The organism is Symplocastrum torsivum (genome assembly GCF_059505465.1).
The window spans coordinates 1-21,771 of the sequence record NZ_JCACKQ010000040.1; the positions used below are offsets into that span (position 1 = coordinate 1).

Here is a 21,771-nt window from a genome sequence, read left to right on the forward strand (position 1 = left end):
GTCTACTAAGCAAGTATTATACTTCTATTAACTCTTCATTTTTGTTTAAGTCCCGAGAGGATAGCAGCGCTATCCTCTCCCCCTCTCTCCTCGGTTTGATTATCATTCTCGTTAAAAGGAAATTAAGTATATTCTCTCATTGACAAGAATTACTCTGTCTTAACTTGTCACGAATGCCCAGAACCGGAAAGCTCCCGTGCTGAAGCGCTAATTCGGGTAATTAAGCATCGCGCTAATATTATTCGAGTCAATCCGGCTGATGACGAATTGTTTGAAATAGCTCTGCGTTGTGCATTGACTTGGATGATGACGGGTGTTGTTTGTGTGCCGCCGACTGGCTCTGATGGTGCGCTGAGATATTTACGCTCACGCATTAATGTACCTCGCGATATGTCGATCTTTGCTGCTAAGCGACTCAGGGAGGCAATCGAAAAAACGGCAAGCTTGGTCGGTGATCAACAAGGTCAGCCGATTCCGATTAAGCATCGTCGCGACCAAGACCCGGCTTATTTTGCTAGAAATTAGAAGGATTATATGGATAACCTGTACCATCAAACATTCAGGTTTTGGACTTTTTTACGGAATGTTTTAGAGGTAGGCTAAGTCATAAATAAGCCTTGCAAGTCATGCCCAAGCTTAGTACAAAAGTCCGTTTTACGGAAAGTTTATTACGTCGCCCCAAGAACCAAGATGTGCGATCGCTTTTTTGAAGTGTTTGCAATAACCTTTATTCCCTAAATATTTACAAGACTCTTGTAATTGAAGCTAACATCTTTAATCAAAGCCGCTAAGTTGCTGTACTTTAAGCAATCAGGGAAGGTGACAATGACGAACAATAAAACATACTACTATGGAACACTTGGAGACGATTTCTTCCAGTTAGGTTTTGATACCCCAATCGGGTATGGTCGTGCTGGTAATGATACCTTGTTCGGCAGGGATGATAGCCAGGATCGCCTGTACGGTAACAAAGGAAATGATACTTTGTTAGGAAATGGTGGCAGTGATGTTCTTTTTGGAGGATACGGTTCCGATACTTTGTATGGGGGTTCTGGCATTGATGAACTGTATGGTGGTTATGGCGAAGATTACCTGATTGGTTATGGTGGCGGTACCGCACCAGACTTTGATTTTGACCTTCTAGCCGGAGGTAAAGGAGCAGACACTTTTGTTCTCGGTGAAGGGTTTGCTTTCTATACAAGTCCGGTAAGCAATGAACACGCTAGGATTATTGATTTTAATCGGGCAGAAGGCGATAAACTTCAAGTCTTTGGCAGCGCCAGTGACTACTCAATTGAGCAAAATATTTTTGGAGGGTCAGACATTAGCTACCAAGGTAATTTGATTGCTGTTGTAGAAAATGTAATTAATCTCAGCTTGCAATTAGACTTCAACTTTGTCTAAGCCATTCGATGAGTGTTGACCAGTTATCTACGAGGAGTGAGCGCATCTAGAGAAGGTTAAGGAAGTTGATTGAAAGCCTTTCAAGAAAAATTAAAGTAACTCTCCAGCCGCATCAACATCAGCTTGATTCACCTCTACATAAAGAGCCAAGTTAGCTAAACTCGCATGACCAGTACGGTTCTGAAGTGTACGGAGCGGTACTCCAGCGTCATGCAGTTTGGTGATTCCAGTTCGTCTGAAACTGTGAGTCGAGACACCTTTCAAGCCGATATAGTCACAAGCTTGTCTAAGGGCTTTATCTGCTGCTTGTCTGCTCATGCGACAACCAGTGGAATTGGGGAAGAGATAGCCCTTATCTGGCAACCCCACCTCATTCATGATCTGAGCCAGCTTATGTAAAATTTTGACTTCTCTGGTCTTTTTTGTTTTGGTAGTAGATGCCCTAAAGACAATACAGTTACCAATAATGTCTGCTCTTTGTAGCTAAAGTAATTCTGATATTCGACAGGGCGTGTAGTAACAAGTTACAAACAACAACTTGTGCTTGGGAGACAAGACACCAAACAACTCCTCTAGCTGTTCTTCCCTAAGTATTTCTGCTTGACCGTTACGGTTGTTCTTCATCTTGTTCTAATGATTGCTCATTTGTTAAAAGAGCAACCATAAATTAACGCTATACCGTTGTTTTAGCAAGAGTCCTGGTTTTGGAGGCTGTTTTTAGCTATTTGTTGCGAATTAGACTCAATAAGTTAGTCGTAAAGTAGGCTGTGGTATGTCATATTGCCTAAAGACAAAAAAATATCCTACGGATAGATGCACTAGAGAGGCTTTATTTATCTATCAAATGATAGAGTCTAGCTACTTCCGCAGGAGATTCCTTGAGATGAAAGGGTGTCATCTAGAAAAATGGCTCATTCCTGGCAGTGTCTTCTATGCATTCTTTATCTCTAACCCAACAGCCGCACAAGTGGTTGGAGATACAACACTGCCAGTAGGAGAGCGATCGCAAGTTACAGGCAACCCCAACTTTCAGATCGATGGTGGAACAACGCGGGGTGGCAATCTGTTCCACAGCTTTAGCGAGTTTTCTGTGCCAACTGGCGGTTCTGCCTACTTCAACAATGCAGTAGATGTGCAGAACATTTTCAGCCGCGTTACGGGTGGGTCAATCTCAAATATTGATGGCGTGATTCGGGCAAATGGTACAGCGAATCTGTTTTTGCTCAACCCCAATGGCATTCTGTTTGGCCCGAATGCGTCCCTCAATATTGGGGGTTCGTTTGTGGCAACGACGGCGAGTGAGATCGGCTTTCCCAATGGTGAAGTGTTCAGTAGCGATGCGACGCAACCGTTACCGAGTCAGCTCTTGAACGTTAATCCCAATGCCTTATTTTTCAATCAACTGGCAGCACAATCGATTGTCAATCAATCCATCTTTAATGACACAGGTTTACAAGTTCCCCTGAGACAAAATCTGTTACTGGTTGGCGGACCTGTTCAGTTGGATGGTGGACGGGTAATCAGTCCGGGTAGCTATGTTGAACTGGGCAGTGTTGGTGGGGCAGGAACCATCAATTTATCAACTGCTCAAGAAGACTGGCAATTAAACCTAGCGGATGGGGTGACACGAGCAGATGCTTTGTTAAGGAATGGGGGTGACATTAATGTAAAAGGGGACGGGGGGAGTATTCGGATTCTGTCCCGGAATATTGATATCTTGGGCAGCACTCTTCGGATTGAGATTCCGAGTGATTCACGATTCCCTGCTACCCAGACAGGCGATCTGGAGTTGAATGCGACTGGCTCCATCACAATTAGCGACAGCATCTTAGCAAACAGCTTGTTTGGAGAGGGAACGATGGGCAACATCACTCTGACAGCAGGCGATCGTATCACTATTGATGGAAGCGCATTATTCAGCACGGCTGAGCCTGATGGCATGGGTGACATTGGAGATGTAACGATCACAGCCGGGACAATTTTGTTTGATAATACACTTTTTGTTGCGAATACATCTCAGCCAACGGATGCGAGTGATGTTTTCATCAACGCTCGTGATACTGTCTCTATCGATAGCAGCACTGTATACAATACTGTGGAACAAACCGGCATTGGCAATGGTGGCGACATCAACATCACAACAGGGTCACTTGCTATTAGAGGCACTCGATTGCTTTTATTCACCCGAGGGCAGGGCAATGTCGGTGATGTCAATATTGATGCTCGCGATACCGTCTCTTTAGATGGCAGTTTCATGTTCAATACCGTGAACCAAACTGGCATTGGTAACGGTGGCGGTATCAACATCACAACAGGGTCGTTTGCACTTACAGGGGGTACTGAACTGATTTCTAACACGGATGGGCAGGGAGATGCAGGCAGTGTAAATATTAATGCCCGCGATCTCGTCTCCCTTGATGATGGCAGTGATGTATTCAACTTCGTAGGACAAACCGGCATTGGCAACAGTGGCGGTATCAATATCACAACAGGGTCGCTTGCTCTCACCGAGGGTAGCCAATTGGTTTCTGACACAAATGGACGAGGAGATGCAGGCAGTGTAAATATTAATGCCCGCGATACGGTCTCTTTTGATCGCAGTTTCATGTTCAATACCGTGAACCAAACTGGCATTGGTAACGGTGGTGGTATCAACATCACAACAGGGTCGCTTGCTCTCACCGAGGGTAGTCAATTGGTTTCTAACACAAATGGGCAGGGAAATACAGGCAGAGTGACTATCAATGCCCGCGATCTCGTCTCCCTTGATGATGGCAGTGATGTATTCAACTTCGTAGGACAAACCGGCATTGGCAACAGTGGCGGTATCAATATCACAACAGGGTCGCTTGCTCTCACCGAGGGTAGCCAATTGGTTTCTGACACAAATGGACGAGGAGATGCAGGCAGTGTAAATATTAATGCCCGCAATACCGTTTCTTTAGATAACGCTCGTGTATTCAATGTCGTGAGACAAACCGGCATTGGCAACGGTGGCGGTATCAACATCACAACAGGGTCACTTGCACTCACAGGGGGCGGTCAATTGGTTGCTAACACGGATGGGCAGGGATCTGCTGGTGACATTACCATTAATGCTCGCGATCGCGTCTTACTCGATGGCGTATCTTCCAATAAACTTTTCCCCAGCAGTATCTTCACACAAGTGGCATCAGGAGCTACGGGTCAGGGAGGAGATGTAACGATCACAACTGGCTCGCTATTTCTGATTAACGGGGGTGCCGTAAATACTAACAATGTTGGTGGAACAGGTAACTCAGGGCAAGTCACCATTGACGCGCGTGACTCCGTACAGATTCGTGGTACAGCCCCTACTACTCCTTTTATCCAAGGTGGGGTGTTTACCTCAGTGTTCAAAGGATCTGTGGGAAGCGGAGGAGCCGTCAGTATCACCACAGGTTCACTCTCTGTCTCAGACCAAGGGAGAATCTTTACGGATGCTGAGGGACAAGGCAATGCAGGGAATATCCAGATTCGGGCAAGCAATAGCGTCTTGTTTGATGATGGAGATGCGATTAGCACGCTCTCGGCAGGGGGAGTAGGCAGAGGCGGCGATATTGACATTACCACCCGATCGCTCTCAGTCCTCAATAACGCTCAACTGTCAGCTTCCACCTCTGGCAATGGCGACGCGGGCAACATCACTGTCAGTGCTGACACGATGGGCTTAAGCCAGGGGGGACGGTTGCTTACAACAACGTTTAGCCGTGGTCAGGCTGGCAACATTACGGTGAACACGCCTGACCTCCAGTTGGTCGGAGCAGACAGTGGGCTATTCGCTCAAACCACCACGGCTGCCGATGCGGGTAACCTCACGATTCAACCTCGTGGCAACGGGCAGAGTGTGCGGGTGAATCTGCAAGATGGCGCACAAATCTCGGCTTCCACCTCCAGCAGTGGTCGCGGTGGAACATTAACCATTACTGCCCCAGACTCCATTACGCTCACCGGGAGCGGTTCGGTCATTGCGGCTGAGACGGGCGGTACTGGCACCGGAGGCAACCTATTTCTGACAACCGGAGACCTCCGCATTCAAGACCAAGCAGAAGTTACCGTCAGCAGTTCCAACACGGGCAGTGCAGGCTCCTTGTTTGTCGATGCCGATCTCATCTACCTCAACAATGGGGGCAGAATTCGAGCTGATACATCCGGTGGTGGCGGTAATATCAACCTGCGATCGCCTCTAATTCTGTTGCGCAATGGTAGTAGTATCACCACCGATGCCAGAGGAAGCAATATCCCTGGCGGCAACATCAGCATCGATACAGACAACTTGGTTGCCGTCCCAAACGAAAATAGTGACATCAGCGCCAATTCGCGTGACTTCCGGGGCGGTAACGTAACCATTAGAGCGTCGGGCATCTTTGGCATTGACTTTAGAGAGCAACTGACCCCTTTAAGCGACATCACCGCTACAGGAGTAAGTGAGGAGTTTAGTGGCACAGTCGAACTCATCACACCAGGGATTGACCCGGCAAGAGGACTCGCCCAATTACCGACCGAGGTAGTGGATGCCTCAGACGAAATTGCTCAAGCCTGTCGAGATGTTCAAGGTAGTTCTTTTGTCGTTACGGGTCGTGGGGGGTTGCCACCTACTCCTCAACAAGCCTTGGGTGATGACCCACGTTGGCGAGACTGGCGGACTCCGGCTGAAGTTAGTCGTCAGTCGAATACTTCTGGGAATGCAACCTTACCGTCTTCCACTAACCCCCCTGGCACAAAATCAGCAATAGTGGAAGCGACTGGGTGGGTGACGTTACCTGATGGTCAAGTCAGCCTCACGGCAAGTGTTCCTAATGTGACCTCCTCGAATCGCTTGATACAGCCAGTTAATTGTGATGGGTCGTAACTTCCTAGGTTTTAGCGAGTCCGTCTGACAAAATTCGTGGTGAAAGTGGCTCTATTTACTAGAGAAGTTTGCTGAAATAGGTGTTTGAGCAAACTATTTCAGTTGAGCGCTCTCCGCTTTCACGCCTCTCAACCATCCCCTTCTAAAGTCGCCTGCTGTTGGACTTGAGCTACGTCAACCTCGGTGCATTTGACGACTTGAGCTGGTCACGACGGGAACTCAGAAATATTGTTTTCCTGCTGTTGTGACGGTATCCCTCTGGTGTCGTCTTTCGTGACATTCCCGACGAGTGTTGTCACAACTGCGTGATTAGGTGAGAAGCGATCGCATTCTTCTCTTCTTTCCCAATTCTTGGGACTGCACCCTGTATTATTTTCCCTCAATCGAGCTAAAGGACGATTTAACGATTTCGTTAAACCTGGCTTTCTTGCTTTAAAGAATTCGTCCTTGACCTGTGAGCGAAAAGACGATATAAAGATTTCGCTATAGGACGATTGCACGAAAGCCAGATGACCGTATTAGTGGGTGTCGTTTCCCAGAAAGGAGGGGTTGGCAAAAGCACCCTCGCCCGTCTAATTGCCCGTGAATACGCGGCGGCGGGTTGGGATGTTAAGATTGCTGACCTCGATATTTCCCAAGGAACAAGCACCGACTGGAAGCAACGTCGAGAGCAAAATTGCCTCCAGCCGGAAATTGCCGTCGAACCATTCCGTACTATTGCCCAAGCGCTCAAACACGCTGATGTTTATGACCTGATGGTTTTAGATGGCGCACCGCATTCGATGCAAGGAACACTAGAAATAGCTCGCGCTTCGGCGCTGCTTGTCCTTCCCACAGGTTTATCCCTTGATGACTTAAAACCATCCGTCCTGTTGGCACACGAATTAGTCAAGGCTCATATTCCAGAGTCCAAAATTACCTTTGCCCTTTGCCGAGTCGGAGACAGGGACAACGAAATCGAAGAAGCCCGCTCTTACATTCATAAAGCCGGCTATAGCACTGTCGCTGGCTCAATCCCTGAAAAAACAGCTTATCGACAGGCAAGCGATAGCGGTCGCGCCGTTTCTGAAGTCACCTTTCCCACCTTGAGACAACGAGCCGAAGAAGTCGCTCAGGGCATCATCAACAAGTTGAGTAAACAAGAGGCATAGTATGGCAACCCAACCCCCGCCCCCACCACGTAAGCCCAGCAAAGGTGAACCTCCTAGCCTCAAGCAAACAAAGGAAAATCTGGAGAAACCAGACCCTGGGGAAATCGTCAATCTGAATTTCAAGGTGACTGCCGAGTTTAAAAAGGATTTCAAAATCGCCGCAGCGACTTATGGCTGCACACAAGTTGAACTATTACAGCGAATCTTCAAATTTTGGACGGAGCATCATGGCTAGTCTGGCTTTCGTGCTTTCGTCAAATCGTCCTTTCAAGCCGTTGCCGGGGCAGGTTTAGCTAAAAAGACTTTCAGACACTACTGAATAATTGATTCACTCGTTCGCGGACTTTACCTGAAGTCGGTGAGTAGACTTCAGACATAAGAAAAAATCATGAAAAACGCCCAGAACCCGGATTCTCTCGTGAGGGGGTGATAGAGCCATTGATAAGCGGGACTAAATTGAGGCGCGAGTTCCCGGGTAAATCACGGTTTATCAAGGCTTTCAGACGATATTACACGAAACTGATAATAACGTGTAATCTGTTAGAAGCGAGTATTCACAAGGGTTATGAAGGTCAATGGCAACGGACAAGGAAAAGTCCTGACCCAGGAGGAGTTGAGACAACTGTTTACCGAAGGGTTAGTAACCCCACGGGATAGAGCGATATTTGGCATCTGTCTATTTGCAGGTTGTCGGGTCAGCGAGGTGTTAGCCCTCCAAACCACGGACATAAAAGGTGAAACCTTAACTCTCAGGAAGAGTACCACAAAAGGGAAGCTCAAAACCCGTGTGGTGGATATCCAGCCAGGGCTGGCTCGACTGTTGCAAGCCTACTCAGTTAAGCCAGGTTTTCTGTTTCCAGGTGGTCGCCCAGGTCAGCCGATGACTCGCTTCATGGCAGACAAGATTCTGAAAAAGGCTTGCGAGCGCATTGGTTTAGTTGGCGTTAGCACCCACTCGTTTCGCCGTACAGCTCTAACGCAGATGTCCAGCGCTGGAATACCACTGCGCCACATTCAGGAAATATCGGGTCACAATGACCTGGGAACCTTACAGCGCTACTTGGAAGTGTCGCCAGACCAAAGACGAAAAGCTGTTTCAGTTATTGGGTTTTAAATAATGGTTAGTAGTCTTTTTGAACTCATTGACGATCCACAACTCGCAGGACTTGACGACCCAGAGGAGAGATTCACCAGAAGCGAGGTGAGCTGGCAGCAGTATGAAGCCGTGCTAGCCAAACTGGAAAACAATTCTCACTACCGTGTCACCTACTTGGATGGAGTCTTAGAAATTGTGTCGCCGTCCCTGAGGCATGAAAAACTCAAAAAACGTTTGGCTACCCTGGTAGAGTTTTACCTTCTCAAAAAGCGAATTCAACATACTCCAATGGGAAGTCCTACTGTCAGGAAACGGCTAAAAAGAGCTGGGGCTGAACCGGACGAATGTTACTGCATAGGGGAAGAGAAAAGCATCCCAGACCTAGCGATTGAAGTGGTTATCACTAGCGGCAGCGTTGACAAACTAGAGACTTACCGGCGCTTGGAAGTCACAGAAGTTTGGATGTGGAAAGTCAATCGACTGACACTCTACCGTTTACGAGAAGAAACGCCATCAAAGTTTATGGGAACTCACGGATATGAGCCGATTGCCTCAAGTGAGCTATTGCCAGATTTGAACATACCTCTACTGGAACAATGCGTCACGATTTCTGACCAGATTCAAGCCATTGATGAATTTGAGGAAGGCATCGGTTAATGAGTACTATTTGATAACTTAGATGAGTTAAGAGACTATCTCAAGCTTAAAGCCTCCGATGCGTGATAATCAAAGCCCGGGTCTTTTTGGAATTAATCATTCAAATCGAAATTTTGCTCAAAGAGACACTTGGGGTAAAAATCAATTCAATTCATCCTTTCCAGCTTCGCTGTCAGCTTTTCTTGAGTATCAAGGATTTGAGAATATTTATCTAAAACTTGATGGAAACCTCCAAACTTATCACACTAGCATCAGTACAACAAGTCTTTATGGAGAAAACCCCATTTCTGAGGATATTTTTTATTCATTTGAAAGCCCATATGTGCCGTTTCAACAATTAGTAATAGGTGATTTCCCAAGAGTTGATTTGGTAACGCTGAGTAGAGTAAGCAATTCTTGTTTGAAAGGAATTGAGATTAAGTTAACAGCACTTCCAGATAATTCGACATGCAATTTGACAGATGATAGGTTTGGTTGTGAATTAGTGATTAGACCTGATACAATAGTTTATTTAGCTTGCAGCATTGCAAGACATTTTCAAAGAAACTTAGGAGGCTTAATTGTCTTAATTGGAGACGGATTTGACGCAATTGAAGACTGGAAAGAAGGAGTAAATATTCTTTCTTCAGTGTCTAAGATAAGTGCTGCTCTTGACAGGATAATCCTCTCTATTCTGGACACACAAGAACCATTAGTTATGCAGCCAATATGGAAAACTGAGGGGAAAACCCCTAAGCTTGCTGAGAACTGCTTAGATGTTTTTGTTTGGAGTAATTTAGCTTTTGCTCAGTTGTTCTTAAATGTGGCACGGAAAGAACTCATCAAGCAGAGAACCATAACTCGTCAAGTAAGAACGGTAGTTTGGCTTTTTAGAATGCTTTATGATTTTAGCCTTAATGGTCAAATCAACCATAGCAGAATCATTGATGAATTATCGTATGATACTAGGAACGATAAAGCTTTTTCTGTGAATGGAAAAGTAACGCACCCATATATGAGAGGTGAAGTTTTGACACAGCCAAGAATTACTAAAAGACAGATAAAGGAAATTATTCTCGGCGGTGGACAAAATTTGTTAAGCCCCGAAAGGCGTTTTGACGCAATTATTTTCAACTCACCAGACATTTTTGATTAACTATGAAAGCGCTCGACTTATTTGCAGGATGTGGTGGTCTTTCATTAGGGTTTCAAAATGCTGGCGTTGAAGTTGTAGCAGCTTTTGACAACTGGAAAGAATCTTGTGATGTCTATGCAGCTAACTTTGCTCACCCTATCTTTCAAACTGATTTGTCAGATATTAAAGACGTAGGGCGATTTAAAGAATGGAATCCAGACATGATTATTGGTGGTCCTCCCTGCCAAGACTTTTCAAGCGCTGGAAAGAGAGATGAAACTCTTGGTCGTGCGAATTTGACGCTTTCATATGCAAAGCTCATCTCGAAGGTGAGACCAGAATGGTTTTTGATGGAAAATGTGGAACGAATAAGAAGAAGCCAGATATTACCGGAAACTCTTTCAATATTCAAAGAAAGTGGTTATGGGCTTAGCTTGACTGTTTTAGATGCCTGTTATTGTGGAGTTCCTCAAACCCGGAAAAGATTCATTCTTGCTGGTCATCTTTACTCAGAGGACGGTTTTCTCGATGAGTATTTTGTTAAAAATCAGTCTACTTTTCCAATGACAGTTCATGGTTACATGGGCGAAAAGCTAGATTTCGAGTTCTACTATCGACACCCAAGAAGCTATGCGAGAAGAGGCATCTTCAGCATCTATGAACCTAGTCCTACCATTCGAGGAGTGAACAGACCTGTTCCTAAGAATTACAAGAGGCATGAGGGTGATCTGTGTGATCCAAGTGAGGTTCGTCCTTTGACCACACTGGAACGAAGCTACATCCAGACTTTCCCAGAAGGCTTCAAATGGTTTGGAACAAAAACCTGTGTGGAACAAATGATTGGGAACGCAGTTCCCGTTAAACTAGGGCAATATATTGCTGAGTGCTTCCTTCAGTACATTGGAGATAATGACCGCGTAGCAAGACGAGTTGTGATGAAGCAATTAGAACTTTTTCCTGCTAATCTCTATCGCCAAAATACTGAGTTTTGCAAATGACAGATTATTGGATGGTGAGACAGGTCGAGCGGGTTAGAGAGGGAGCGCTCGCTCCTCACGCCACCTCATAAACCTTGAGTACTTCATCCCCATAGTGGTTAATCACCTTGATGGCAATCTTCCCAGGTTTTCCGTCTTTACCTTGGGGAGGGTCAAAAGGTCGGCTGGTAGTCGAGTAGAGGGCTGACCAAGCGGATTCATCAATCTCTGCTCTTAGAACCCGCTTCAGTTTTTCATAGGGTTGGTCAGCTCCAGTAAAGTAGGCGTGACGAACAAAGAAACTTTCACCGTTGTAGTTGGTATCAATGAACCAACAAGCAATTTCATCAGGAGAACTGCTGCGAATCTCACCTGTGGTCGGATCGTAAATATCCAAACCTTGGAGCGTCACTACTAACCGACCGTCCTGACACTTAAGTTCAATATCTGGCTCTCCGAACACCATGAACAGGTTGGCAGCACTGGTTTTCTTGAGCAGTTCATCACCCAGTAGCAGGTCGGGATTCATTTTGGTCGGCAGCACGGTGAGTTTGCCAAAGCGTTTTGATTCCTCAGAAACACCAGGGTCAAAAGCAAAACCGCAGACAATCAGGAGTTCATACCCCAATCCTCTTACCGCTTCTTTGGCAGCTTCCTTAATCTGGTCTGAACCAACCGTACCGTACTCTGGACCAATAGAGACGGCGACGCGCTTCACGGTGTCATCTTTCTCGGTGTACTCGCCTGTAGCGTGTAGCCAAGTGCCAGCATGAGGTTCTAGGAAATCAAACTTTAAACGCTCGTTCTTGATGGTATTCTGTACCCCAGCTTTCTTCAGGTTCTCGATAATCCTAATCTCAAACTGGTCAGAAGCTTGCTGCTGCCCTTCGGCTTCAGATGCGGGGCGTTCTTCATCACTGGATAAGACGCGGTGGGGTGAAAGACTTTCGACTGTGAACGGGCCAGTGACACGGAGGCGCTTATTATCGTCGTAGGGTTGGTCGTAGAGGATTTCAGTATCAGCCTGACGGGAAATTGACTGATCGATTTCCCGCTGCCGCTGCTGTCGGAGTTCCCACCACTCTTGTAGCAAGTCTTTTACTTGCTGTGACCATTTCTCTTGAGGTTCGCGGGGAATTTCCCATTCTTCCCAGGATTTCTTGAGCAACTGGTTAAGCTGGGTGCGGATGGTTTCTAGTTGTTCCTGCCACTTGGCATGGATGGTGTCGATTTCTGGATTGTTGGCGATCGCTCCCAAAGTTATGTGTGGAACGCGCTCATAAACAAAGCCTTTTTTGATATCGCCTTCTGTTTTCGGCAGTGTCGGTGGCAGTTGTCCTGTGATTTCAGCTTCCTTCTGAATGCCTTCAGGAGAGTCTGCCAGCAGGTAGTAAGGATATTTGGCTGACATCAGGCGAGTTCTAGCGAGTGCTAGGGCAACACGACTGGTATCAATGGTAATCCAACGTCTGCCCCACTGCTCAGCGACGTAGGCACTAGTACCTGATCCACATGTAGGATCTAGAACCAAATCACCAGGGTCTGTAGACATGAGAAGGCATCTCTGTATGAATTTTTCTGCTGTTTGTACAGCATATATTCTCGATGTTCCTGTGGGCTGATCAGACCAACTATTCTCAATTTGAACGCAAGAATAATCATCGTAATAAAGCTTGTATTGGGGAACATTTCCAAGAATAAAGAGCCTGTTGGCTTTTATTAATGTTTCGATACCTTTATGATTAGTTCGCCAGCTTTTCCCCCCATACGGTTTTGCTTTGACTCCTCTAAAAGTAAAATCAAAAATACAGGACGGAGTAAAACCCGACGAAGTTAACTGGAGTCTGCGAAACACTCCAGCATAGTTCGGCAACCGATTAAATTCTTTATCTGAGATTCTACGATATCCTTCAGGAGTGGCGTAATCATCAATAAATCGGTATTCTTTATCATTACTGATATTTCTTTCTAGATAAAGAGGACGGAACTTAATTTTTTCTATATCTTTCGCATACCAAACTATGTAATCATATGTTTTAGCTATTCCACTTTGACTCAGGGTTGCAGAACTCTTAAAGTTGATTTGAGCAAAAAAGTTTTCGCTCCCAAACACCTCATCCAGCAAACACCTAACAAGATGCACATTCTCATCTCCGATCTGGACAAAGATACTACCAGTTTCCGTCAGTAACTCTCTTGCCAATATCAGGCGATCGCGCAGATAAGCTAGATAAGAATTAATACCTTTTTCCCACGTATCCCGGAATGCCTTAACCTGTTCCGGTTGGCGAGTAACTTCCTCAGATTTACCATCCTTCACGTCTCGCTTCCGAGTCGATACTTGCCAGTTAGAGCCAAACTTAATCCCATAGGGTGGATCGATGTAAATCATCTGCACCTTACCCTTTAACCCTTCTTTCTCTGCCAGTGAATTCATTACCAGCAGGGAATCACCAAGAATCATCCGATTCGCCCACTTCACTCCGTCTTTGTGCTGGTAGAAGTCAATTAGCTTTTCAAACTCCAACCCATTGAAGTCACCAAACAGACTGAGTTGTTGTTCAGACTGCTCCTTTTTAGCTTGGGTGCGAAAGTCTTCAATGATGGCTTGGGGGTGAATCTTTTCCTGAATGTAAATCGGTACAGCAGGAACCTCTAACTCTCTGCTGTCCTGCTCATCTTTCCCCTTCCACACCAACTGCGGGTCTAGGGATTCATCACGAGGATATAGGATTGTCTTGGGTGTCTTCTGTTCGTCAGAAATAAAATCGCGTAATTCCTCTGTGGGGATATTAGCCCGTTTATCTTTATGGCGAACGCTTTCAATATTTGTAGAGTTTTGAGTTGTCTTTTTTGGCATGGCTAGTTTCTTCCTCAGTTAAACTGCCCACTGTTAAGGGCAGCACGAATCGTATTCTCGGCATCCCACGGATCGGAAATTTCTAAAAATGCCCAGCGTCCTAACCCACCGTGATTATTCACCGCTGGCACCCAAAGCGTTCGGACTGTGGCAACTTTGGCAGCTTTATCTCTCCGGGCTTCACCCGATACCTCTACAATCAAATTCAGCCGGTCTTCACGCCCGTCATTGAATCGCACGATGAAGTCTGGAATGTAGTTCTTCTGCTCTCCATTGAGCGTGTAGGGAATCGTGAATCCCAGGTTGTGATTTTTGACGTAGCAAACCACCTCATCCATGTCTTCCAGTACCTGCGCTGTCTTCTGTTCCCAGGAGTCGGTGTCTGCTACCACATGAGAAACATGGCACTTGTTGGGGTCAGTAGCATAAACAGGACGGGCAGTGTCAAAGTCAACGTAACGAGTTGAGCCGAATGTGTCATAGGGTCGCAGAATTGGCTTTAGGGATTTCTTAGACTCGCCACTAGCGATCGCACGATAGATACAATCGGCGGCATCATGGGCAAACTCATTGAGCAGCAGTAACTGTGGATAAGTATTGGCTTTGTAGGTGACGCACTCCTCCATCCAGTGCTTGGCAATCTGCAACACTTGAGGGAACAACCAAGCCTGCACCTCTGAATCGAATTGATGTACTGCGGGTCGGTCTTCTTTCTTAGTACCGTCGTAACGGAAGTATTTTTCCAGGGTCAGTTTTGCCAGTAAGAACGTGACTTCTTGTTCCCGACGCAAACGCAACTCGTCCAGCGTATGAATGCTAGACTGACCGACAATTGGCGCATTCTCGGTCTGAGTGGGTAGGTCAGCCGTCGAAAGCGTGTACTTACAAACAGCGGTGAAGTTAGGCTTGGGCTTGAGTTTCTCTTCAGTAATGTTGTAGCGATAGCCAATAACCCTTGGGAATGTAATCTCGAAGGCAATGCGTTCTTCCAAAGCACGGACACGGGTGGGCAGCGGACCTCGCTTGGGGGTTTTGTTAGAACCTGCACAGGGAATAAAGGCAAAGGGAACGCCGTAGACCTCAGCATATTCCGGTTCGTACATCCCCTGCTCGTTGACGGCATAACTAATCCGTCGTAGCCCCCGACCCACAACCTGTTCGCACAACAGTTGAGTGCCAAAGGCTCTCACCCCTAGAATGTGGGTAACGGTGTTGGCATCCCATCCCTCAGTCAGCATCGAGACAGAGACAACACACCTGACTTGTTCGCCGAGCTTGCCCGGTTTCCCAACTGTGTTTAGTACTTCGCGCAGTAGCTCCTCCGCGCTGATTTTTTCTGGGTCTTGCCCTGGATACCGTTCTCGATACTCCGCTTTAAACTCTTCAATTTCCTGTGCCGCAATCTTCTTAAACTCGGCACTCATTGCCTCACCTGATTCCAGTTGTTCGCTGTCTACCAGGATGGTGTTTGGTCGAGCTGTCCAATGCCCGTTCTCAACGTTGCTGAAGAGTTTTAGCGCTCCAGGAGCAAGAACAGGTCTATCATCCGGGTATTTTTTGCCAGTGTTCCAACCAGATATGTAGTCATAAACAAGCTTTGACACATTGGTGTTATTGCAAACAACGATGAAAACTGGCAATGTGATGCCTCTAGCTTGAGCATCAGCATTTGATGCCCACTGCTGATAAGCCTTTTCATAGTTACTATAAAGACTCTGTAAGGCTCCCTCTAACTCTTTAGGCAGTTTCGGTTCAGGTGTAGACTTACTCTCGTCTACAGTGCGTCGTCCTTTCTTGGGGAGATGGTCGCGAATCAGAGTCCAGATGCTGCGGTAAGTTGGCAGTTCCCCCTTCATGTTGTCGTCTGACACAGGGACGCGGGGGATTTTGACGATGCCACTCTCAATCGCGTCAATCAGGGAGAAATCCGATACGACCCAAGGAAATAGATTGCCTTCAGAATAGCCAGAACCTTTGAGGAAGAAGGGCGTAGCAGACAAGTCATAAACAACCTTGACACCGATTTTGTTGACAACCGCTTCAATGCCAGAAATCCAACGCCTAGCCTCGTCATTCCGCTTCTCAGCTTCTTTTCGATCATCCCCTTTGAGCTTGGCGTCATCATCTCCGACACGACGGCGGTAGCAGTGATGAGCCTCATCGTTAATAACAATAATGTTTTTCTTATTGCCAAGAGCCTTACAGACTCGCCGCACCATTTCGTCTGGTGTTTCGGTAAAGGGACTCTGTTTTCCTTGAGTCAGAATGTCCTTGGTTAGCTTGCCAGCGCTAGTTTTTTCCCTCAGCCCAAAGGCATGATAGTTGGTAAGGACAATCTTGGCTTTGTCCAATTCCGGCATGAGGTCTGGTGGCACTAAATCCAGCTTTTTGTAGTAAGTCTCTGCATCATTCGGTTGAAGAACCCGCAGGCGATCGCGTACAGTAATCCCTGGCGTTACGACCAAAAAAGCATCACTGAAGAGGCGGTTCTGAGGGTTGGCAATCTTGTTGAGGGTATGCCAAGCAATCAGCATCGACATCACAACCGTTTTGCCCGTACCCGTCGCCATCTTACAAGCCATACGGAACAGCAGCGGGTTGGCATCTGCATTGAACTGTCGCAGCTCATTATCAATCCAGTTATCACCGTGCTTCTTAGCTATCTCAGTGATGTAGATGACTGTCTCTAGTGCTTCAATTTGGCAGAAATATAATCGCCGTTCTCGCTCTGGGTTTGTCCAGTATTCCAGTAAGCGCCGTGTCGTGGGGGTAACGCCAACATATCCGCCCCGTCGCCATAAGGAGACGCGCTCGCGGACTCGGTTAATGAACTTGTTCTCTTCTATGCGGTCAGAAGTCCATTCTCCTAGGTCTAACTCTAGTTGTTGAGCTTGCTTCCCCTTCTTCTTAGGTTTGGCAATGGGAATAAAGTAATGACTAGTACGACGAGCTTCAACAATTTCATTAGTAATCCCTTCATCATCAAAGCGGAAGTGTCGTTTGGGTTCAGAAAAAGCTGAATTGATAATAGGATTTTCAATGACGACCTGCTTCAAAGCAGCGGCTCCTTAACCTTTCAACTTCTGTTAGAGAAAGGTAGACGCACAGAATCATTAACCAGTTGGCTGGTTAATCACGACCTGCAAACCCTGATTGCCACAGACTCTTTAGTTTTGAAAAAGCAAATTGCAGCCCTGCTCAATTTGTGAGAATATTCAGCGTGCCAGTTGGAAAGGCAAAATGTAGCTCAGTTCTTTCTTATGGTTCCTACCTGAATGAGCTTTTGGCTCTTTCTTAAGTACGATATTTACTGTATTACAAGTCAATTTAGTGTATTACTGGTCAATCATAGTCTCTGCTTAGAGCCTCTTAAGTGACAGGGCTACCCTTTCCAGTCCTCCCCCACCAGTTAAGTACACGGCTGTGGATATTACTTGGCAATGAAGGGGCATGATACTCTGGCAATCCAAGATTACTAGGGACATGTGAATATCCATCACACGGTCAAGTACGCGGCGTTGTCTTCCTGCCGATTTGAGGGATTCTGGATTGATTAGTAAATACTTGCTCTTTTCCCGTCATGCCCAGCAAAACCTTCGTCATCCGAGCGCACACCAGAACCATTTACACCAAACCCATCACCTTTACCTGTGCTAAATGCAATCAAGTCACGACTCGTGATGTGTATCCAGGTCATCCACCGAAGTATTGCCTCAAGTGCAGTCCCCGTAAAAAACACCCCAATGGAGATACCCGACCGCCAGAACGAGGTGACTTTGTGCCAACACATAACCTAGTTGATTCGACGGGCAAGATAACGCCCGTCGCTTTAGAGGCAGCATCAGAGAAGGGGTGGTTTTTTGTCAGGACAGCTCTAGATTGGTTTGCTGGGGAAAGCATTATTAAGTATCACAGAAAGAAAGGACTGACCAACCGTGGAGAACCGATGTCAGGATTTGTGTTGGAGAGCCTTTAACACATAGACATAATTATGTGCCGAGTGGAGGGAAGGGACAAGCCTTATTCTCCAGATTTAGAGCAGATTCCCCAGAACGTGACGTAGAACCCCACAACGTCCTACTTTTGATGCCATCTCAGGATTTTCACGGAACTTAGGCTATTTGGCTGAGCAATACAGGTATTTTTACAGAACCGATGTCTGTTGAACAAAGGCTAAGCTGAGACGATGCCTATTTCACTAGCCTGTTAATGCAGCTCTCGTCTCAGGAAAAAAGCCGATGGTTTCTGATGCCCTCAAGCCCAATGTTCAAGACCTGCAAAAAGATGTTATCGAGTTATTGGGGCAAATCGATGCCCTAATGGGTCGCGCTAGTAGCGCCCTCGGTTCCGATAGTGCTGGCAAAAAGTATGGGGAATTGCAGCAGGAAATCAACGATGCTACCAGCAATGTAAAAGATTTGGCGCTGAGAATGGCAATTGTTGCACCGATGAAGGCAGGTAAATCCACAATCATCAATGCAATTGTTGGACAAGATATTTTGCCGAGTCGTAATGCAGCGATGACGACACTTCCCACTGAAATTGTCTTTTACACTGAGTTATCAGAGCCAATCTTAATCCTGACTCCCCAAATCTTGGCAGTTTTTCAAGAGACGCTTCTAGCTTTAAAGCGCAAGATTGATACCTTAGAGGATCGAGGGCATTCAAAGATTGCTCAGTACCCACATCTGGCACAACTGCTGGAGAAAATCCAAGCAATGGGAGTGGTTTCAATCCCTGCCAAAACTGTAGGGCGCTCACAGATTACTCAAACCTTAACTGAGCTGAACGACTTAATCCGGTTATGTAGCGTGATCGAACCCCTAGCCGACCCGCTTCAGTCTCTCCTGGAGGTTCCTCGCATTTACACTCCTTTCTGGCACTCACAGACAACTGAGCAATCAAACCAATTAGGTAACCTAGTTATCATAGATACTCCTGGCCCTAATGAAGCTGGAGAAAACCTCAGACTGCTGAATGTCGTTTATGAGCAGCTTCAGAAAAGTTCCTTGGTATTGATTGTTCTGGATTTTACTCAATTAAAGACAGAAGCAGCACAGCAAGTTAAAAAAGATGTTGAGAGGGTAATCCAACTCAGAGGAAAGGAAAACCTTTACGTTCTAATCAATAAGGTTGACCAGCGTACAGAGGGTGACATGACCCCAGAGCAAGTACGGCAGTTTGTCGCTGCTGAATTTGGGATAGGTGGCTCTGGTGAAACCAACCGAGTGTTTGAAATAGCTGCAAGATGGGCTTTTTGTGCTACTAACTTCCTGTTAGAACTCCAACAGTATCCAAGCCTTGATCTTGCTCAGATGACAACAGCACGAGCCTTAGCTCAACAAGCACTTGGTTCAAGGTGGGAAGCCAAACTGAACAGGGTAAGTGTAGAAGATCTCCAAGATGAAGCAGAGTATCTTTGGAAAGAGTCAGGTTTTGCCCCATTCGTAGAAAAGGCAATTAATGGCCTCATGGAACGCGCTGCACCGAGGTGCATGAAGTCGGCGCTCAATATTGCTTATAGTCGTCTTATGGAACTCCATGACGATGTACAACTCCGAGGTAGTGCCATTGCCAAAGATGAAGAGAAACTACGACTTGAGGTAGGGGCACTAGAAGCAGATTTACATCGCCTTGAATTGTGTCGCACTCAGTTAAGAGAAGTCGATAAAATTAAGACTCACCTTCATAATGAACTCAACAGAATATTAGAAGTTCTAAAAGACAAAGCAACAGTCAGCATAGAGACTTTTTTTAGTGAAGAAGAGTACCAACGCTCTGGGGTATTCAAAAAGGTAGCAAGGGGTATTGGTAACATTTTGAATACTCTTGAGCTAAGAGGAAGCTATAAACAGACTGGCATAATTGAATTCAGTAGTTCTGACGACGCAGAAAAATTTGCAACATTGGCAATAACTTACCCAAAGCAAAGAGCCGAGAGCTTGTTAAACAATGTTCGTCAACAAGTAGAAAATATAATTGAGCAGTCGCGTCAAAAGTTGATAACTGAGTTAGTCAGTGAAACCCAACCCATTATTGAGCAAGCAAATCAGCGCTTAAATGAAGGTTTTAACCTAAATTTATCCTTGCCGACCCCAACACTTAAGCCCGCTGAGATGACTTTCGTTAAGCCCCGCATCAAAAGTGGTTTTAGAATGGTAGACCAAGGTCATGAAATTGTTAAAAAAAGAGAGTGGTGGCACTGGCTTTGGATTGTTCCTTTTGAACAAAAAGTTGAAAAGTCTCAAAAAAAAGAGAATTTTTACACTGTATCATTGAAAGAAATAATTAAAGAATCTAATAGCTTTATCGAGCAAAATATTGAAACGATTAAACAAGGAATGAACCAGTACCTAGATGAAGACTTTCAGCAGCGGATTGATACATTTTTTAACAATCTCGATCATTATCTGAGTAACTATCGAGATAGTTTGAGGCAGGCACAGCAAGACCAGAGATTGTCTCTTGACGAAAAGGGAAAATTAATGGGCGAACTTGAGTCCATAGGCTCACAGTCTATGGAACAAATAAAAAAAACAGACATCTATATCAAACGCACAAACGAGTTGATGCCGGGTAGGTGATGACCAATCTTTCAGATCTCTCTAAATCAGGCAGGCTTGGGCAAAACGCGAGTATCTCCAGCCAGTTTACCCGTCACCTTGAAGAACTCCAGTGCCGAGTTCCTGTCGTTGGGGATAAAGCTTTGATTGACCTGGTTAACGGCATTCAAGTTAGCAAAGACCTCATCCGCTATCGCAAGAATCGAGGTTTCTTTGGGCAACTGCTAGACACACTAAATGGAAGCGATCGCAAACGCCAAATCCTCTTGGATGGCAACCTAATCACAGGTGAAGAAGCTTTGCACCAATGGGTACTAGAACTCAGTGACTCACTTCGTATAAGCCAAGTCGCCCTGGAAGTTACCCAGCAGTCCTTACTAGAAGCGCGTGATGCCATTCGCCGCCAAAAACAAAGATTGCAAATGCAAGAAGAAGCACTGCTGGCACTGGGTCAAGGACTTGAGCGCCTCGCTCAACAAGTTGGCACGAGACTCAACGAACTGGAAGCGAGAGTACGATCGCTGGAAGTGCGAGTGGCTGCCAATGAAGACTTAGACCGAATTGTCACTGCTTGGGCAGCCAAACAAACTTATACCAACCTGCCTTGGGCTGTGCAAGTTGCCTTATTAGCGCGGGAAGTCTTTAGCAGTTCCGTTGCGGCGTATGAACTGGAAACGGGAGATACAACTGGGTATCGCTCGTTACTGGTTAATAAAATTCTCTCAACCAGCAAACAACTGCCTCAAAGCTTCTTTGGACTGGCTGACTTGCTAGACCATTCTTGGGTAGAAATGGAAAAAAGCGATCGCAACCTCTGTGCCGCCTTACTCGAAATTCGCTCAATCCCGCAACAACGCCTTACTAATACACCGCGATTGTTTGCTATTGGAACAACCCTAGAACTCGCAACACTCCCAGAAGAAGCTAGACCTTCTAAACCCGGTCAAATCGCACTATCTCTGTGTCGCAACCAAATTGACTCTATCTCCCGCGTCACGGATGCCCGCGAATTTGTTACCGCCGTGGTTGAAGAAACAGCCAATGACTCTGTAGCCCTCTTGTCGAGGAGTTGAAAATTT

The 21,771-nt window shown here is 46.1% G+C and carries 16 protein-coding genes; 12 read left to right on the plus strand and 4 right to left on the minus strand.

Annotated features, from left to right (window positions below):
- Positions 1 to 167: 167 nt before the first annotated feature.
- A complete protein-coding gene (locus tag AC5JL3_RS12580) occupies positions 168 to 374 on the minus strand; it encodes a hypothetical protein (protein WP_496074813.1) in 207 nt (68 codons plus the stop codon).
- Between the two features lie 16 nt (positions 375 to 390).
- Between AC5JL3_RS12580 and AC5JL3_RS12585 the strand changes: the two genes are divergently transcribed.
- Positions 391 to 525, plus strand: coding sequence for a hypothetical protein (locus AC5JL3_RS12585; protein WP_496074814.1), 135 nt, complete (start codon positions 391 to 393; stop codon positions 523 to 525).
- Between the two features lie 300 nt (positions 526 to 825).
- Entirely contained in the window at positions 826 to 1,404 is a 579-nt protein-coding gene (locus tag AC5JL3_RS12590; RefSeq protein WP_496074815.1) for a calcium-binding protein, read from the plus strand.
- Positions 1,405 to 1,494: 90 nt separating this feature from the next.
- Here AC5JL3_RS12590 and AC5JL3_RS12595 read toward each other — a convergent pair whose 3' ends face one another.
- Positions 1,495 to 1,872, minus strand: a complete 378-nt coding sequence (locus AC5JL3_RS12595; protein WP_496074863.1) for a tyrosine-type recombinase/integrase — start codon at positions 1,870 to 1,872, stop codon at positions 1,495 to 1,497.
- Positions 1,873 to 2,287: 415 nt separating this feature from the next.
- Here AC5JL3_RS12595 and AC5JL3_RS12600 point away from each other — a divergent pair, with 415 nt between their 5' ends.
- The 7 genes from AC5JL3_RS12600 (at position 2,288) to AC5JL3_RS12630 (ending at position 11,290) form a co-directional block, all read left to right on the plus strand.
- Complete coding sequence (locus AC5JL3_RS12600; protein WP_496074816.1) at positions 2,288 to 6,274, plus strand: two-partner secretion domain-containing protein; 3,987 nt, start codon at positions 2,288 to 2,290, stop codon at positions 6,272 to 6,274.
- A 509-nt stretch (positions 6,275 to 6,783) separates the two neighbouring features.
- Positions 6,784 to 7,425, plus strand: coding sequence for a nucleotide-binding protein (locus tag AC5JL3_RS12605; protein ID WP_496074817.1), 642 nt, complete (start codon positions 6,784 to 6,786; stop codon positions 7,423 to 7,425).
- Position 7,426: 1 nt separating this feature from the next.
- Positions 7,427 to 7,660, plus strand: coding sequence for a hypothetical protein (locus tag AC5JL3_RS12610; RefSeq protein WP_496074818.1), 234 nt, complete (start codon positions 7,427 to 7,429; stop codon positions 7,658 to 7,660).
- A gap of 330 nt (positions 7,661 to 7,990) precedes the next feature.
- Entirely contained in the window at positions 7,991 to 8,539 is a 549-nt protein-coding gene (locus AC5JL3_RS12615) for a tyrosine-type recombinase/integrase (protein ID WP_496074819.1), read from the plus strand.
- Between the two features lie 3 nt (positions 8,540 to 8,542).
- Positions 8,543 to 9,178, plus strand: coding sequence for a Uma2 family endonuclease (locus AC5JL3_RS12620; protein WP_496074820.1), 636 nt, complete (start codon positions 8,543 to 8,545; stop codon positions 9,176 to 9,178).
- Positions 9,179 to 9,236: 58 nt separating this feature from the next.
- A complete protein-coding gene (locus AC5JL3_RS12625) occupies positions 9,237 to 10,313 on the plus strand; it encodes a HindVP family restriction endonuclease (protein ID WP_496074821.1) in 1,077 nt (358 codons plus the stop codon).
- 2 nt (positions 10,314 to 10,315) lie between these two features.
- Positions 10,316 to 11,290 carry a DNA cytosine methyltransferase gene (locus tag AC5JL3_RS12630; RefSeq protein WP_496074822.1) on the plus strand — a complete coding sequence of 325 codons (975 nt, stop codon included), beginning with the start codon at positions 10,316 to 10,318 and terminating at the stop codon, positions 11,288 to 11,290.
- A 55-nt stretch (positions 11,291 to 11,345) separates the two neighbouring features.
- Here AC5JL3_RS12630 and AC5JL3_RS12635 read toward each other — a convergent pair whose 3' ends face one another.
- Together AC5JL3_RS12635 and AC5JL3_RS12640 are read right to left on the minus strand one after the other, a co-directional pair.
- Positions 11,346 to 14,129: a site-specific DNA-methyltransferase gene (locus AC5JL3_RS12635; RefSeq protein WP_496074823.1), complete on the minus strand. Its 2,784-nt coding sequence runs from the start codon at positions 14,127 to 14,129 to the stop codon at positions 11,346 to 11,348.
- A 14-nt stretch (positions 14,130 to 14,143) separates the two neighbouring features.
- Positions 14,144 to 17,185, minus strand: a complete 3,042-nt coding sequence (locus AC5JL3_RS12640) for a BPTD_3080 family restriction endonuclease (RefSeq protein WP_496074824.1) — start codon at positions 17,183 to 17,185, stop codon at positions 14,144 to 14,146.
- Positions 17,186 to 17,709: 524 nt separating this feature from the next.
- Between AC5JL3_RS12640 and AC5JL3_RS12645 the strand changes: the two genes are divergently transcribed.
- The 3 genes from AC5JL3_RS12645 to AC5JL3_RS12655 all read left to right on the plus strand — a co-directional run bounded on the left by AC5JL3_RS12645 (position 17,710) and on the right by AC5JL3_RS12655 (position 21,765).
- A complete protein-coding gene (locus AC5JL3_RS12645; protein ID WP_496074825.1) occupies positions 17,710 to 18,105 on the plus strand; it encodes a hypothetical protein in 396 nt (131 codons plus the stop codon).
- Between the two features lie 262 nt (positions 18,106 to 18,367).
- The gene (locus tag AC5JL3_RS12650) at positions 18,368 to 20,713 is read left to right on the plus strand and encodes a dynamin family protein (RefSeq protein WP_496074826.1); all 2,346 of its coding nucleotides are present in this window, start codon (positions 18,368 to 18,370) and stop codon (positions 20,711 to 20,713) included.
- Positions 20,713 to 21,765, plus strand: coding sequence for a diguanylate cyclase regulator RdcB family protein (locus tag AC5JL3_RS12655; RefSeq protein WP_496074827.1), 1,053 nt, complete (start codon positions 20,713 to 20,715; stop codon positions 21,763 to 21,765). Before AC5JL3_RS12650 ends, AC5JL3_RS12655 begins: the two co-directional genes overlap by 1 nt.
- Positions 21,766 to 21,771: the final 6 nt, after the last annotated feature.